Source organism: Neoasaia chiangmaiensis (assembly GCF_002005465.1).
Classification (GTDB): domain Bacteria; phylum Pseudomonadota; class Alphaproteobacteria; order Acetobacterales; family Acetobacteraceae; genus Neoasaia; species Neoasaia chiangmaiensis.
The window spans coordinates 2,088,295-2,102,673 of record NZ_CP014691.1 but is presented as its reverse complement, the minus strand read 5'-3'; the positions used below and the strand labels follow the sequence as shown (position 1 = coordinate 2,102,673).

The following is a 14,379-nucleotide window of genomic DNA, read 5'->3' as shown; positions in this document are numbered from 1 at the left end:
CATGAATCTTTCCGGTGCAATCGGCGTCTCGGCCAGTGGGATGGATGCGCAGGCCCAGCGCCTGCGCGTGGTCGCCGAGAATCTTGCCAATCAGGACACGACGGGTTCCACGCCTGGCGCCGATCCCTATCGCCGCAAGACGATCACCTTTTCGGAAGCCATCGATGCGGAAACCGGCGCCAGCAACGTGCAGGTCAGCGAGATCGGGCGAGACCAGTCTGATTTCCAGACGCGTTTCGATCCTTCGCACCCCGCCGCCGATGCACGCGGATACGTCAAGGTCGCCAACGTCGATACCATGGTGGAGATGATGGACATGCACGAAGCCCAACGATCCTACGAGGCCAACCTCAATACGATGCAGGTCACCCGCTCCATGCTGTCGCGCACACTGGACCTTCTGAAATGATCGGCGATGTCACACAGGCACGCAACGCCTATGCGCGGACCCTGCAGGGCCTCGATGCGACCGCCCCGGTGGACAACGGCACGACCGACGGCACCGGCAGTTTCGGCAGCATGCTGAAACAGGCCGTCTCGGATGCGATCGCGACCGGCCATGACGCGGAAAAACAGGCGGCGCAGGGAATTCAGGGCGGCGGCGACATGACGCAGATCGTCACGGCCGTATCCAACGCGCAACTAGCCTTGCAAACGACGACGGCGCTGCGCGATCGGTTCGTGCAGGCGTATCAGGACGTCATGCGCATGTCGATCTGATGGAGGCGATCGATCTTCCGGCGATCCTGCACCAGATGCTGATCGTTACGCTCAAGCTGAGCGCACCGGCCCTGCTGGCCGCACTGGTCGTCGGATTGCTGATCTCGCTTCTTCAGGCCGTGACGCAGATCAACGAAGCCACCCTGGCTTTCGTGCCGAAACTGTTGGCCATCGCCATGTTGCTGGTCTTTTCCGGCCCCTTCATGACAGCGACACTGCTTGATTTCGCCCGCTTCATGTTCGACCAGTTGATCCTCGTTGGCGGAACATGAGCGGCCCCGCCGACAGCATCCTGCTGGTCTCGCTGCCCGCAACGGCCTTGCTGTTCGCGCTTGTGCTATGCCGTGTCAGTGCGGTTGTGATGCTGATGCCCGGCCTTGGCGAGACGAGTTCGCCGATGACGGTCCGTGCCGGACTGGCCGTTGGGTTGACCTTTCTCATCGCCCCCACGGCAGCGTCCATTTTTGCCGCCGACGGTCTGACCGATGCCGCGCCCTTGCGCGTCCTGGCACTCGCTTCCGTCGAGTTGTTCGTCGGCCTTTTCCTGGGCTGGCTCGCGCGGCTCGCGGCGATGATCCTGCCGCTGGCCGGTCAGTTCCTTTCGCTGTTGACGGGACTGTCGAGCGTCCTTCAGCCCGACCCCGAACTGGGCGCGGAGACGTCCGTGCTCAGTCGTTTCTTCAGCTTGCTGGCGCCTGTCCTGCTGCTGACGAGCGGCATCTACATTTACCCGATCCGTGCCCTCGTCGGCAGTTATGACTTCATCCCGCCCGGCGGCGCCCTCTGGGGCGCGGTTCAGTGGCCGATTTTGGAGGATACGACGCATGTCGTCATCCAGACGACAGAGCGGATGTTCGTGCTGTCGCTCGAACTGATCGCCCCGTTCCTGCTGCTGTCTGTCCTGTGGCAGATCGCGCTTGGCATCGTGAGCCGTGTGATTCCCAATCTCCAGATATATAATCTGGCAACGCCGCTTCAGATTATTGGCGGTCTGGCGCTTCTGGCCCTGCTGCTGCGCCCGATGACGGTCGTCTGGGGTAACTGGTCGTTCGACATGCTCAGTCATCTGCCGGGACTGTGAGGCTTGGCCGAGTCGGAGGAAAAACCCTATGCCCCCTCGGCGCGGCGCCTCGAACAGGCGCGAGAGGAGGGCAACGTTCTTTTCTCGCGCGAGGCAATATCCGCTGCCATGCTGCTGGTCGCCGTCCTGATGATGGTGGCATTCGTACCCGCAAGCGCCGCGCGGCAGGGCGCCATCCTGCGTGGACTGATGCTGCATGCGGGCGATGGTGATCTTTCGCCGCAGCTTGCCATGCGGGTCAGTCTGCGCGCGGCGCTGACCTTCTTCCTGCCCTTCGGCGGAGCGGTCGCCACTTTCGCCCTGGCCATCGGCCTTTTGCAAACCGGTTTCCTGTTTCGCCTCTCCGCGCTGGCACCCGACCCCGGCCGGCTTTCGCCCATGAAGGGGCTAAGTCGCATCCTTGGCGCCAGCGCGCTCATGGACGCTCTGAAGTCCATCGGAAAATGCGCGGCCTTCGGTGCGATCATGTTCTGGCAGGCTCGCAGCCTGCTTCATGAAAGCGCATCGCTTATCGGCTACAGCCTTCCGATCCTTCTGGCGAGATTGATGCACGCGATCGTTCAGGTCGGCGCGGCATTGCTTTGTGCGCAGATCGTCTTTGCCGGCATCGATATCCTATGGAACTGGCAGCGACGTGTTTCAAAACTGCGAATGACGTTGCAGGAGGTCAAGGAAGAATATCGCCAGATGGAAGGCGATCCCCATATCAAGGGCAGGCTGAAGCAGATGCGCGCGCGCCTGGCACGGCAACGCATGATGGAAGCCGTCAAGACCGCCACAGTCGTCGTGACCAATCCGACCCACTACGCTGTCGCCCTCATGTATGATCAGAAGTCGCCCAGCGCACCCCGGATCGTCGCCAAGGGTGTGGATGACGTTGCCGCGCGAATCCGGGATCTGGCCCGTCGGAATAATGTGCCCATTATGCCGAACCCACCCCTGGCCCGTGCGCTTTTTCCTCTACCGCTGGATACCGAGATTCCGATCGAGCATTTCCGGATCGTGGCCGCGATCATCGCTCAGGTCTGGCGCATCAAGCGCGGGATGAACCGGTGATGAAACATGCGGGATTTTTCGATGAAGGGTCTTGGCAAACGGGGGTTTGGTCATGATATGTTCTCAATAGGAACATATGCGAACAAAAGGTTAATGCGCGAGACGCATTGCCGTCGTATCGTACTTGAACGACAATGAAGAAAGCGGACAACGAGGGATGACCATGGACAAGACCAAGGCCCTGGAAGGCGCGCTCAGCCAGATCGAGCGCGCATTTGGCAAGGGATCGATCATGCGCATGGGCGAGAGGCCCAAGCAACAGGCCGATGTCATCTCGAGCGGTTCGCTGGGGCTGGACATCGCGCTGGGCATCGGCGGTCTGCCGCGTGGCCGCATCGTCGAAATCTATGGACCGGAAAGTTCGGGCAAGACGACGCTGGCCCTGCATGCGATTGCCGAAGCGCAGAAGAAAGGCGGCACGTGCGCCTTCATCGATGCCGAGCACGCGCTGGACCCGGGCTATGCCCGCAAGCTGGGCGTCGATGTCGACAACCTCCTGCTCAGCCAGCCGGACGCGGGTGAGCAAGCCCTGGAGATCGCGGATACGCTGGTTCGTTCAGGCGCGGTCGACGTGCTTGTCGTGGATAGCGTCGCCGCCCTGGTGCCGCGCGCGGAACTGGAAGGCGACATGGGCGACAGCCATGTCGGCCTGCATGCGCGCCTCATGAGCCAGGCGTTGCGCAAACTGACAGGCTCGGTGTCGCGCTCCAACACGATGGTGATCTTCCTCAACCAGATCCGCATGAAGATCGGTGTCATGTTCGGCAGCCCGGAGACCACGACGGGCGGCAACGCCCTCAAGTTCTATGCATCCGTGCGCATGGATATCCGTCGTATCGGCTCGATCAAGGATCGTGACGAGGTTGTCGGCAACCAGACGCGGGTCAAGGTCGTGAAGAACAAGATGGCGCCGCCCTTCCGCCAGGTCGAATTCGACATCATGTATGGCGAAGGCGTGAGCAAGATGGGCGAACTCATCGACCTCGGGGTCAAGGCCGGAATCGTCGAGAAATCCGGCGCATGGTTCTCCTATGACAGCCAACGCGTCGGCCAGGGTCGTGAGAACGCCAAGCAGTTTCTGCGCGATCATCCGGAAATGGCCGCCGATATCGAGCGTCGGGTCCGTGAACAGGCGGGGGTCGTTGCCGATGCGATGATGACGACGCCCGACGAACAGGAAGCTGCCGACGCCATTGCGGACGCAGAGTAAAAACTCAGACCTGCCCCGGCGCGAACACCGCCGGGGCAGATCTCATATCGTGCGGCGGCGCAAAAATGGGCGCCCTTTGTCCCATACGCCCAGGCCGCGTAGCGCAAGGTCGGCGATACCGGGCAGAAGCCGCGGCTGCATCAGGTCGGGGTCGAAGGCATGCATGCGCCGGGCATTTTCGCGATAGCAGTCCTCGACGAAGCCGCGAAACGAGAAGCCGTCGAGAAACAGGTTCGTCTGGGTGACGGCGAAGTCCCGTCCATCGTTGGGCTGCTGGCCGCGCCGGACCATACCCAGTAGCCGCCCCAGGGCGCGCCCATAGAAACGCAAGGATTTCGCCTCGCGGCGGAGGCGACCGAGCCCGCGTTGGCGCTCGCGCCAGGCCATGTAATTGATGAAGAATACGATGTGCCGCGTTTCCTCGAACATCAGAACATCGAAGATTTCGAACATCGATTCAGGCAGAAACTGCGACTGGCGAGCGCTTTTGAATGCGCCGAAGCCCAGAAACGCATCGAGACATTCGCCAAAGCCGAAATCGATGAACGCCGTTTCCAGATCGGCCGGGAATGCCTCGATTGGCTGCCTGTGCGCGTCCAGACCGTAGCGCTCGATCATCACGCGGATCAGGTCCGCATGGCGGGCCTCCTCATAACCTTGCAGACGCACGGCCTCCCGCACGGCCGGGTCGGTCACCTGCGGTGTGAAGGCATCCACGATCGCGCCTGCCCGACGCTCGGTATGATAGACCTCCTGCCAGAACGGCACCGCACGCAGGCGTTCCAGTTCCGCCTCGGTCAATTCGGGCCACGGAAGCGCTTCGGGGTCGAAGACCTGATGCGTGTCGATGAATTGTCGGCAGAAGAACTCTTTATGTGCGTCCGACCCGGCTTCGAGCAGGCTCATGCGGCCTCTTTTATTTTCGTGAAGCGTGCCGCCACATTGTTCCATAGCTTCATGCCCGCCAGCGCTGCGCGAACCATGTTGGGCATGGTCGTCGGTCGAAGCAGACGGTGATCGTAGCCGGCAAAACGCCGGTCGTTCTCGCTCAGACAAAGCTGCATGAGGTCCGGCAGCGCGATATCCATGTTGGTCATGTCCTTGGCGCCGCTGACCGTGAAGTTGTTATCCTGCGCACGTTCGTTGCCCTCGCCGTCCAGCGAGCGGGCCAGACCGACGCGTTCGTAGCCGAGGAACACCCATACAGCGAGAACGCGGGCTTCGAACCAAGGTCGCTTCCACCAGGGCATGGTCGCGCGATGCCACGCAAGCCAGTTGGCGAACAGCAGGATGTGCCGGCACTCTTCCTGCATCACCGGCTCGAAGGTCTCGATCAGCTCCATCGGGAAGAGGCCGGCGCGTTCCGCCAGAGCGAACAGCCCGAAGGCGAAGAAGCTGTCAACGCACTCCGAGAAACCGGTGACCAGATAGGCCCATTCGGTATCTTTCGGCTCGATATAGTCCGGTTCCGGCGGGAGCTTGATGTCATAGGCCTCGACCAGCTTGGTCAGGACTTCCTTATGCCGGTTCTCCTCCCAGGCATTGCGCGACAGCGCATCCTTCATGTCCGGGTCGTCGAGCATGGACGCATACGCCGCCATGCGCAGCCGGGCCTTGCCTTCGGTCTCGACCGCGATGTCCCAGATCGGCAGGGAGGTGATGCGGTGCAGCGTATCGGGATCGAGTTTCGGCCAGGCGATGACCGACGGCTTGTAAGGATTGAACGTCTCGCGGAACATCTGCGCCACGGCCCGCTTGTGATCTTCCGTTCCCGGCTTGAGCGGCCCCGGGATGCTGCTGCTCCAGTGCCGCGATTCGTAGTCGGCACGGGCCAGTGTCTTTTCGGAGGGCTGATCGGGGAGGTGGCGATAGATATCGGCGAGATTGTTCATGAAGGTGCGCTCTGCAAGACGGCGCGCACGCCGACCGTCACCGACGTGCGCTGATTGAATCCATGAAAACCATGCGCCCGCGAGAGCGCATGGAACACAGGGTCAGCCCAGGTCGTTCATCGCGTTGATGACGCGGTTGACGAGACCGTAGGCAATCGCCTCCTCCGCCGACATCCAGTAGTTGCGATCGGTGTCCTTGGCGATCTTCTCGTACGGCTGTCCGGTTTCGCGCGCGAACAGGCGGTTGAGGCGCTCGCGCATCTTGATGATCTCGCGTGCCTCAATGTCGATATCGGTCGCGGGACCACGCACGCCGCCCATCGGCTGATGGAGCAGGAAGCGCGTGTTCGGCAGGCAGACGCGGCGCTCCGGCCTGCCCGCCGCATAGATCAGCGCGCCCGCCGAGGCGACCCAGCCCGTTCCGATCATGTTGACCGGCGCCACCGAATCGACGAACCGGATCATGTCATGGATCGTGTCGCCACTCTCGACATGACCGCCCGGGGAATTGACGTAGACATCGATCGGCTTGTCCGATGCCCCGGCCAGCGCCAGCAGGCGCCCCGTCACGTCGCGTGCGATCTTGTCGTTGATCGCGCCGAAGATCAGCACCTTGCGCTGTTCGAACAGCTTGCCCTCAAGTTCGTTGATGGGCGAGTTCAGCGTCTTGTTGTCGTCCGGCTCCTTCGGCTCCGGGCCTTCGGGCTCCGGCACGTCCGGGTTGCGGGGATCGGGTTCGTCATCGAGGCGGACGGAGCGTCCGGGGATGCCGTTGGGCGTCGTGCCGCGCATGGTCTTGTTCCTATGTGCCGACTGCATGGTCATGTCCTCTATCCTGCGCCTTGACCGCGCGAGCCACAAGGGCCGGGCGCGTTTTTGCCGGACTCTCGCCAGAGTAGCGGCAAGACGGTAAGGTTCTGATATAAGGTGCCGAACATGCTGCCGAGACTGGGGACGAACGAATTTTGCGCAACGACTGGCAAGAAACCGGCAGACGGATCCTCTTCGCATCCGCATTCCTGGGAAGCCTGACCGGCTGCGCCCATCGCGATGCCGTCGATACGGTGGGCAACTGGTGGCATCAATACGAAGGCGGCGCGATCGCGCAGCAGCGTCCGCCGCCGCCGGGCGCCCATAACCCCTATCCCCATGTCGGCCTGACGCCCACGACACCGCCGGAGATGCCCAGCCCCGCCGCCCGCACCAATCTGACCGACCAGATGGAAGCGCAACGCAATTTCGGCAACCGGCTGGCGGCCGCCGACGGGCCGTTGCCGGTTGCGTCCACCGCTGCACCACCCCGTCCGCCGGCGCCGAAGCCACGAACACCGTCGGCCGATAGCGACAGCGGCTCCTCCATGACGGTCGATGCCCCCGGCCAGACGACGGGCAACACCAGCACGACGGCCACGTCCGGTGCGTCGTCCACGACGCCCGCGCCCGCGCGGCATACGCAGGCGACAGCCGACCAGCATGCGCCCGAACTGGCGATGCCGGCCGTCACGCAATTCGCGCCACCCCCCATCAAGCCGGGGGAACTGCCGCAGATCGGCAGTCTGCCGCCCGCCGCGCCGCAGTTTCCCGGTTTCGATATTCCGCGCGATGCGGCCCTGCCGGACCGTCCGGCGCCGGCCTACGCCCTTGCCGATCCGCATGGCCGCCTGTTCCGCTTCGGCCAATCCTCGGATCAGCTCGCACCGGGGCAGGAACAGGACATCGGCCATGCTCTGGACGGGCGCGGACCGCATGCGCCGGTTTACGTGACGGGCTTCGGCGATGCGACATCGCTTGCCATCATCGATCAGGCCGCCAGCCTGCGCCTTGGCCTGCTGCGGGCACGCACCCTGGCGGATGCGCTGATTGCCCAGGGCGTGGACGGAGCCGATATCCGCATCGCCGCCAGCGCCATCGGTCATGGCGCACGGATCAGCCTCCGCCCTTAAGCCGGTTTCCCTCTTTTCCGATCCCGTCTAGTAATGATTCCGGCGTGTCCGTCACGCCGGAATATCAACTTTCCTACGCCGTCGAGGCACCCATGACCGAAGAGTTCCATCGCATCCGCCGCCTGCCGCCCTACGTGTTCGCCGAAGTGAACAAGGCCAAGGCCGCTGCCCGAGCCCGGGGCGAGGACATCATCGATCTCGGCATGGGCAACCCCGACAGCCCCACGCCACCGCATATCGTCAGGAAACTGGTCGAGACCGTGGCCGACCCGCGGGCGCATCGCTATTCGGTGAGCCGCGGCATCCCGGGCCTGCGGCGTGCCCTCGCGGGTTATTACGATCGCCGCTTCGGCGTCCATCTCGATCCGGAAACGGAAGTCATCGCCACGCTGGGCTCAAAGGAAGGCCTGGCGAATCTGGCCGTCGCCATCACCAGCCCGGGCGATACGATCCTGGTGCCGAATCCCTCCTATCCGATTCACCAGTTCGGCTTCATCATCGCCGGCGCGTCCGTCCGCTCGATTCCCGCCACGCCGGACGAGGACATGCTGCGCGCGCTGGAACGCGCCGTGCGCCACTCCGTCCCCAAACCGACCGCGCTGATCGTCAATTTCCCGTCGAACCCGACGGCATTCACCGCATCGCTCGATTTCTACAAGGAGCTGGTGGCTTTCGCCCGCCGGGAGGAGATCTGGATCATGTCCGATCTCGCCTATTGCGAGATCTATTTCGGCGATGAGCCGCCACCGTCGATTCTTCAGGTCGAGGGCGCCAAGGACATCGCCGTCGAGTTCACGTCCCTTTCCAAGACCTACTCCATGGCGGGTTGGCGCATGGGTTTCGCGGCGGGCAATCCGCGCCTGATCCAGGCGTTGACGCGCATCAAATCCTATCTGGACTACGGCGCCTTCACGCCGATCCAGGTTGCGGCCGTCGCCGCGCTCAGTGGCCCGCAGGATTGCGTCGCGGAAATCCGCCAGCTCTACAAGGAGCGGCGCGACGTCCTGTTGCGCGGCCTGGATGCCGCCGGATGGAACGTGCCCGCGCCGCAAGGCTCGATGTTCGCCTGGGCGCCGATCCCCGAGAAGTTCGCGTCGATGGGCAGTGTGGATTTCAGCAAGCTGCTGCTCAGGGAGGCTGGCGTCGCGGTCGCGCCGGGCCTGGGCTTCGGCGAATACGGTGAGGGTTTTGTGCGAATCGGTCTGGTCGAAAACACGCAGCGCCTGCGTCAGGCGACGCGCGCCATCAAGGGATTCCTCGGACGGCATGGCGTGCCGCAGGCGGCGACGATGGAGTCCATCCCTTGAGCGGAGCCAGCGGCAAACCGGCCCTTCGTCTCGGCATCGCGGGCCTCGGTACGGTCGGCGTCGGCGTTCTTCAGCTCCTCCGCGACAATGCCGCCGCCATTACAGCGCGCGCCGGACGGCCTATCGAGGTTGTCGCTGTCTCCGCGCGTGACCGGACACGGGATCGCGGCGTGGATCTGGCCGGCCTGCGCTGGCATGACGATGCCGCCGCCCTGGCCGGCGACGATGGCATCGACGTCGTTCTGGAATTGATCGGCGGCGCGGAAGGAACGGCGCGCACGCTGGTCGAATCCGCCCTGTCACGCGGGCGCGACGTGGTGACAGCCAACAAGGCGTTGCTTGCCCTGCACGGTGCGCATCTGGCGCGCATAGCGCGCGAAAGCGGCGCGGCCCTGCTGTTCGAGGCGTCCGTCGCCGGCGGCATTCCCGCCATCAAGCTGGTGCGTGAGGGGCTTGCCGCCGATCGTCTGCTGCGCGTCGGCGGCATCCTGAACGGCACCTGCAACTATATCCTGACCACCATGCGCGACACCGGTCGCGATTTCGATGACGTGCTGTCGGAAGCGCAGGCCCTGGGTTACGCGGAAGCCGATCCGTCGACGGATGTGGACGGATGGGATGCCGCGCACAAGCTGGCCATCCTCGCCGGGCTCGCCTTCGGCCAGCCGGTCGCTTTCGACGGCCTGCATGTGGATGGCATCCGCGCCATTCAGGCCTGCGACCAGCATTTCGCACGCGAACTCGGTTACCGCATCAAACTGCTCGGCACGGCACGGCGCACCGGTGACGATGCGATCGAAGCATGGATGCGCCCCTGCTTCGTGCCGAAGAATGCACCGATCGCGCATGTCGATGGGGTTTTCAACGCCGTGGTGACGGAAGGCGCCTTCAGCGGCCCGATGCTGATCGAGGGGCGCGGCGCCGGTGCCGGTCCCACGGCGAGCGCTGTTGTCGCGGATGTGATCGACCTGGCCCGAGGCACGGCCCTGCCGGTCTGGGGTGTCGCGCCAAAAGCCGAAATCGCCTGCGCCCCGCGCAGCGCGCTCGGGGGCGAATACTATCTTCGCGTCATCGTGCGCGATCGCCCGGGCGTGGTGGCCGATATCGCGGCGGCCCTGCGCGATGCGGGCGTTTCCCTGCGTGCGCTGTCACAACATGATGCCGCGCGCGAGCCGGGTGGCACGGTGCCGCTGGCGCTGGTGACGCATCACACGACAGAGGCAGCGATGATCTCGGTCATCAGCGCGCTGGAAGCACTGGAATCGGTCGTCGGCACACCGCTTCTGCTCAAAATCGAGACGGTGTGATGCCGCTTTTTCGCCGTATGGCTGCATAAAGGGAAAACAGGGCCCCAAACATCCGGGCCGTTCGTTTTTTTGCAGGAGATATCGACAGTGCCGAACTCGCAGCCCCGCTATCAGGTCACCGATCGGAACCTGGCGCTTGAGCTGGTCCGCGTGACCGAAGCCGCCGCCATTTCGTCCTCCAACTGGACGGGACGCGGCAAGAAGAACGAAGCTGACGGCGCGGCCGTCGAAGCCATGCGCCACGCCTTCGACACGGTCGCCATCGATGGCACGGTCGTTATCGGCGAAGGTGAAATGGACGAAGCGCCGATGCTCTATATCGGCGAGAAGGTCGGTGCGGGCGGCCCGGCGATGGACATCGCCGTGGACCCGCTGGAAGGCACCAACCTGTGCGCCAAGGACCTGCCGAATGCCATGACCATGCTGGCTCTGGCCGAAAGCGGCAACTTCCTGCACGCGCCGGACATCTACATGGAAAAGCTGGTGGTCGGCCCGGGCCTGCCCGACGATCTGATCGACATCGATGCCCCGATCGAGACCACGCTGAGGGATCTCGCCAAGGCCAAGGGCAAGCCGGTCAGCGAACTGGTGATGTGCGCGCTGGATCGCGAACGCCACGAGGAACTGATCGCCCGCGCCCGTGAAGCCGGCGCGCGCGTCACGCTGCTGACGGATGGCGATGTCGCCGCCGCCATTGCCGCCTGTATCGACGAGAGCAGTGTCGATGTGTACGCGGGGTCCGGCGGTGCGCCGGAGGGCGTACTGGCTGCCGCGGCCGTTCGCTGCGTCGGCGGCCAGATGCAGGGCCGCCTGCTGTTCGAGGACAACACCCAGGTCGAACGCGCCCGCGAAATGGCACCCGGCAAGGACCCCACCCGCAAGCTGGGCCTGCACGACATGGCGCGCGGGGACGTGCTGTTCTCCGCGACGGGCGTGACCGGCGGTGCGCTGCTGCGTGGTGTGCAGCGTTTCAGCCCCACGCGCGTTCGGACCCATTCGATCGTCATGCGCTCGAAATCCGGCACCGTGCGATTCGTCGAAGGCCGCCACGATTTCTCGACAAAGACCTGGACGGGTCGCTGATCCTTCCATTCCGGTTTATAGTGCGGCTATGTCCGATGCCGCACTTTGCCTCGACCCCGCGCCTCTCGTTCTCAACGTCGGCCACAGCGCCGGCGGGAGACGCTGGGTCTGGCGCGACGCCGCACTTGCGGAAGATGGCCTGCGCCACAGTCTTGCCATCGCCCAGCGCGCCGGTATTCCCGAGCTTCTCGGTCGTATTCTGGCGGCGCGCGGCGTCGCGCTCGGCCGCGCGGAAGCCTTTCTCGATCCACGACTGCGCGACTGGCTGCCCGATCCGTCCTGCCTGAAGGACATGGAGGCGGCTGCGGCGCGACTGTCGCGTGCCGTGCGGGAGCGGGAATGCATCGGCGTCTTCGGCGATTATGACGTGGATGGCGCCTGCGGCACGGCATTGTTGACGGACCTGCTGCGCGAACTCGGTTGCGCCGTGGAAACCCACATCCCCGATCGCCAGAAAGAGGGCTACGGCCCTAATGCCGCCGCGCTCGACGGCTTGATGGCGCGCGGTGCGCAACTGCTGGTCTGCGTGGATTGCGGCACCGCTGCCGCACCGATCCTCGACCCGTTCGCCGGGCGCGTCGACCTGATCGTGCTGGACCACCACAAGCCGGACGGCGGCGTTTTGCCGCGCGGTATCGTCGTCAATCCGAACCGGCTCGACTGCACATCCCAACTCGGCACGCTCTGCGCGACGGCCGTCGCCTTCCTGACCGGCGTCGCGCTGTTGCGCGATCTTCGGGCGCAGGGATGGTTCACCGAACACCCCGAACCCAACCTGCTGCGTCGCCTCGACCTCGTGGCGCTCGCGACGATCTGCGACGTTATGCCGTTGCAGGGCCTCAATCGCGCGCTGGTGGCGCAGGGATTGCGCGTTCTGGGGCGTGGAGAGCGCCTCGGCCTCGCCACGCTGGCTTCCGTCGCGATGGTGAAGGAGAGCGCCAGCGCGATGGCCTGCGGCTTTGCCTTCGGTCCCCGCATCAATGCCGGCGGTCGCATCGCGCAGGCCGATCTCGGGCTGAAACTGCTGCTGGCCGATGATGCTTTCGAGGCACGGACGCTCGCCGAAAAGCTCGATGAGGTAAACCGTCAACGCCAGACGGTGGAGGCGGACATCCTTACCTCGGCCCTGCAACAGGCGCAGACGCAGGTCGATGCCGGTCATGCCGTCCTGTTCCTGCGCGGCGATGCGTGGCACCCCGGCGTGGTCGGCATCGTTGCCGGTCGCGTGCGGGAACGCTTCAACCGTCCGGCCCTGGTCGGTGCCCTGCAAGACGGCGTCATCAAGGGGTCAGCACGCTCCGTGCCCGGCCTGGATCTCGGCGCCGCCGTCATTGCGGCGCGCCAGGCCGGATTGCTGCTGACCGGCGGCGGTCATGCCATGGCGGCCGGATTCTCTCTTGCCGCCGGGCAGGCGGACTCTTTCCATCATTTTCTGGATGAACGACTATCCGCCGCGCGAGAACGTCCCGCGCAGGATGACCTGCTGCTGGACGGCGTACTGAGCCTTCGCGGTGCGACTTCCGAAGTCGCCGCGCAAATCGGTCGTCTTGCACCCTTCGGCATGGGGAATGAGGAACCGCTGCTGGCGATCAGCCGCGTGCGCTGCGTGAAAGTCGAGCGTATCGGCCGGGACGGCAATACGCTGCGGGCCATCCTGCAGGGCGAGGATGGCGGACGCCTGCGCGGCCTGGTGTTCCGCGCGGCGGACAAGCCTTTCGCGGATGTTCTGGAAGATTCCAGCGCCCCACTGCTGCATGTTGCCGGGCATCTGCGCAGTGAGCGATGGCAGGATCGCGAGACGCTGACGTTATTCATTGCCGATATCGCACTAATTTAGGCTTGACCCCGGCACCAGCCTGGGATACCCACCGCTCACGCCTCCAGTCCCGTTCGTCTAGAGGCCTAGGACACCGCCCTTTCACGGCGGCAACACGGGTTCGAATCCCGTACGGGACGCCATTGATCTTGTTGGGTAATTCTAGTTATCCACAGATGGCTTAGGTGTTCAAGTGAACACCTATAGATCGAACGTCGATGTTACCTCCTCCAGATAGCTTGGGTCGAATTTGCGGTAGACGTTCCACAATGTCTTGGGATCGGTCGCCAGCCAGTCGGCCGCCTGGTCGATCGGCACTTTGTTCATCGCCATCCACGATGCCACGCTATGCTTAAAATGATGAGGCGTTGGCATCCACGATAGACCCGCTCTCTGGCAGAGTTTGCGGAACGACCAACGCAATCCGTATGTCACGCGCTTGCTGTTCCATTCCACTACGTAATCGCACGTGCGAAATCGCGCAGCGTCCTCCAGTTCCTTTCGCAGCGCTGGCGCCATTGGCACGACAGCACGGCGCTTTACCGTGAGGGTCCGTCCTGGCTCCTGAAAATCAACGCGGCCGGAATCAAAGTGCACCCTGTCCCAGGTCAGAGCCAAGATCGACCCCTTGCGCGCGCCGGTGAACATGGCGAGAGCGACGAATATGCGCACGTGCGGCGTTTCGCATGCATCAAGAAGCCGACGCGCCTCCTGTTTGGTCAGGAACTTGTCGCGTGGCGCACTGTCGCGCGGCACCTCGAGAACTGGCGGCTTTACAAGATTGCCATCCTTCCATGACTGACGGAGAGCCGCGCGCAGAACGTTAAACTCTCGTCGCAGGGTTCCCGAGGATACGGGAGTCGGCTCGTATCCTTCGAGCGTTTTTCTTCTCGGGTTTGGTTTTTTCACGCGCGTGGCTGCGTATTCGTTCCATTGCCGTTGGCTGATCTGATCCACGCGCAAG

15 protein-coding genes and 1 tRNA gene are annotated in these 14,379 nt (G+C 64.0%); 12 read left to right on the top strand and 4 right to left on the bottom strand.

The window, feature by feature from the left end; all coding sequences use genetic code 11:
• Position 1 precedes the first annotated feature (1 nt).
• The 6 genes from flgC (at position 2) to recA (ending at position 4,067) form a co-directional block, all read left to right on the top strand.
• Entirely contained in the window at positions 2-409 is a 408-nt protein-coding gene (gene flgC / locus A0U93_RS10075; protein ID WP_077807228.1) for a flagellar basal body rod protein FlgC, read from the top strand.
• The gene (gene fliE, locus A0U93_RS10070) at positions 406-720 is read left to right on the top strand and encodes a flagellar hook-basal body complex protein FliE (RefSeq protein WP_077807227.1); all 315 of its coding nucleotides are present in this window, start codon (positions 406-408) and stop codon (positions 718-720) included. The genes flgC and fliE overlap by 4 nt, the downstream gene beginning before the upstream one ends.
• Complete coding sequence (locus tag A0U93_RS10065; RefSeq protein WP_077807226.1) at positions 720-992, top strand: flagellar biosynthetic protein FliQ; 273 nt, start codon at positions 720-722, stop codon at positions 990-992. The genes fliE and A0U93_RS10065 overlap by 1 nt, the downstream gene beginning before the upstream one ends.
• Positions 989-1,801: a flagellar biosynthetic protein FliR gene (locus A0U93_RS10060; RefSeq protein ID WP_077807225.1), complete on the top strand. Its 813-nt coding sequence runs from the start codon at positions 989-991 to the stop codon at positions 1,799-1,801. The genes A0U93_RS10065 and A0U93_RS10060 overlap by 4 nt, the downstream gene beginning before the upstream one ends.
• Before the next feature lie 3 nt (positions 1,802-1,804).
• Complete coding sequence (locus tag A0U93_RS10055) at positions 1,805-2,857, top strand: EscU/YscU/HrcU family type III secretion system export apparatus switch protein (RefSeq protein ID WP_077807224.1); 1,053 nt, start codon at positions 1,805-1,807, stop codon at positions 2,855-2,857.
• 163 nt (positions 2,858-3,020) lie between these two features.
• Positions 3,021-4,067 (top strand): recombinase RecA, encoded by a 1,047-nt coding sequence (gene recA / locus A0U93_RS10050; protein ID WP_281251196.1) that lies wholly within the window; start codon positions 3,021-3,023, stop codon positions 4,065-4,067.
• Positions 4,068-4,109: 42 nt separating this feature from the next.
• On the opposite strand, the gene A0U93_RS10045 is transcribed toward recA, so the two are convergent.
• The 3 genes from A0U93_RS10045 to A0U93_RS10035 form a co-directional block, all read right to left on the bottom strand.
• Positions 4,110-4,973: a hypothetical protein gene (locus A0U93_RS10045; RefSeq protein WP_077807222.1), complete on the bottom strand. Its 864-nt coding sequence runs from the start codon at positions 4,971-4,973 to the stop codon at positions 4,110-4,112.
• Positions 4,970-5,959: a hypothetical protein gene (locus tag A0U93_RS10040; RefSeq protein ID WP_077807221.1), complete on the bottom strand. Its 990-nt coding sequence runs from the start codon at positions 5,957-5,959 to the stop codon at positions 4,970-4,972. Before A0U93_RS10040 ends, A0U93_RS10045 begins: the two co-directional genes overlap by 4 nt.
• Positions 5,960-6,061: 102 nt before the next feature.
• On the bottom strand, positions 6,062-6,751 hold the full coding sequence (locus A0U93_RS10035; RefSeq protein WP_077808455.1) for an ATP-dependent Clp protease proteolytic subunit: 690 nt from the start codon (positions 6,749-6,751) through the stop codon (positions 6,062-6,064).
• 173 nt (positions 6,752-6,924) lie between these two features.
• Between A0U93_RS10035 and A0U93_RS10030 the strand changes: the two genes are divergently transcribed.
• From A0U93_RS10030 to A0U93_RS10005, 6 genes are all read left to right on the top strand, one after another.
• Positions 6,925-7,902 (top strand): OmpA family protein, encoded by a 978-nt coding sequence (locus tag A0U93_RS10030; RefSeq protein ID WP_077807220.1) that lies wholly within the window; start codon positions 6,925-6,927, stop codon positions 7,900-7,902.
• A gap of 92 nt (positions 7,903-7,994) precedes the next feature.
• Complete coding sequence (locus tag A0U93_RS10025) at positions 7,995-9,209, top strand: LL-diaminopimelate aminotransferase (RefSeq protein WP_077808454.1); 1,215 nt, start codon at positions 7,995-7,997, stop codon at positions 9,207-9,209.
• Positions 9,206-10,516, top strand: a complete 1,311-nt coding sequence (locus A0U93_RS10020; protein ID WP_077807219.1) for a homoserine dehydrogenase — start codon at positions 9,206-9,208, stop codon at positions 10,514-10,516. Before A0U93_RS10025 ends, A0U93_RS10020 begins: the two co-directional genes overlap by 4 nt.
• Positions 10,517-10,603: 87 nt before the next feature.
• Positions 10,604-11,599 (top strand): class II fructose-bisphosphatase, encoded by a 996-nt coding sequence (gene glpX, locus A0U93_RS10015; protein WP_077807218.1) that lies wholly within the window; start codon positions 10,604-10,606, stop codon positions 11,597-11,599.
• A 28-nt stretch (positions 11,600-11,627) separates the two neighbouring features.
• A complete protein-coding gene (recJ, locus tag A0U93_RS10010) occupies positions 11,628-13,436 on the top strand; it encodes a single-stranded-DNA-specific exonuclease RecJ (RefSeq protein WP_077807217.1) in 1,809 nt (602 codons plus the stop codon).
• Between the two features lie 46 nt (positions 13,437-13,482).
• Positions 13,483-13,558 (top strand) — tRNA-Glu (locus tag A0U93_RS10005).
• A 58-nt stretch (positions 13,559-13,616) separates the two neighbouring features.
• Here A0U93_RS10005 and A0U93_RS10000 read toward each other — a convergent pair.
• Positions 13,617-14,372, bottom strand: coding sequence for a tyrosine-type recombinase/integrase (locus A0U93_RS10000; RefSeq protein WP_169852742.1), 756 nt, complete (start codon positions 14,370-14,372; stop codon positions 13,617-13,619).
• Positions 14,373-14,379: the final 7 nt, after the last annotated feature.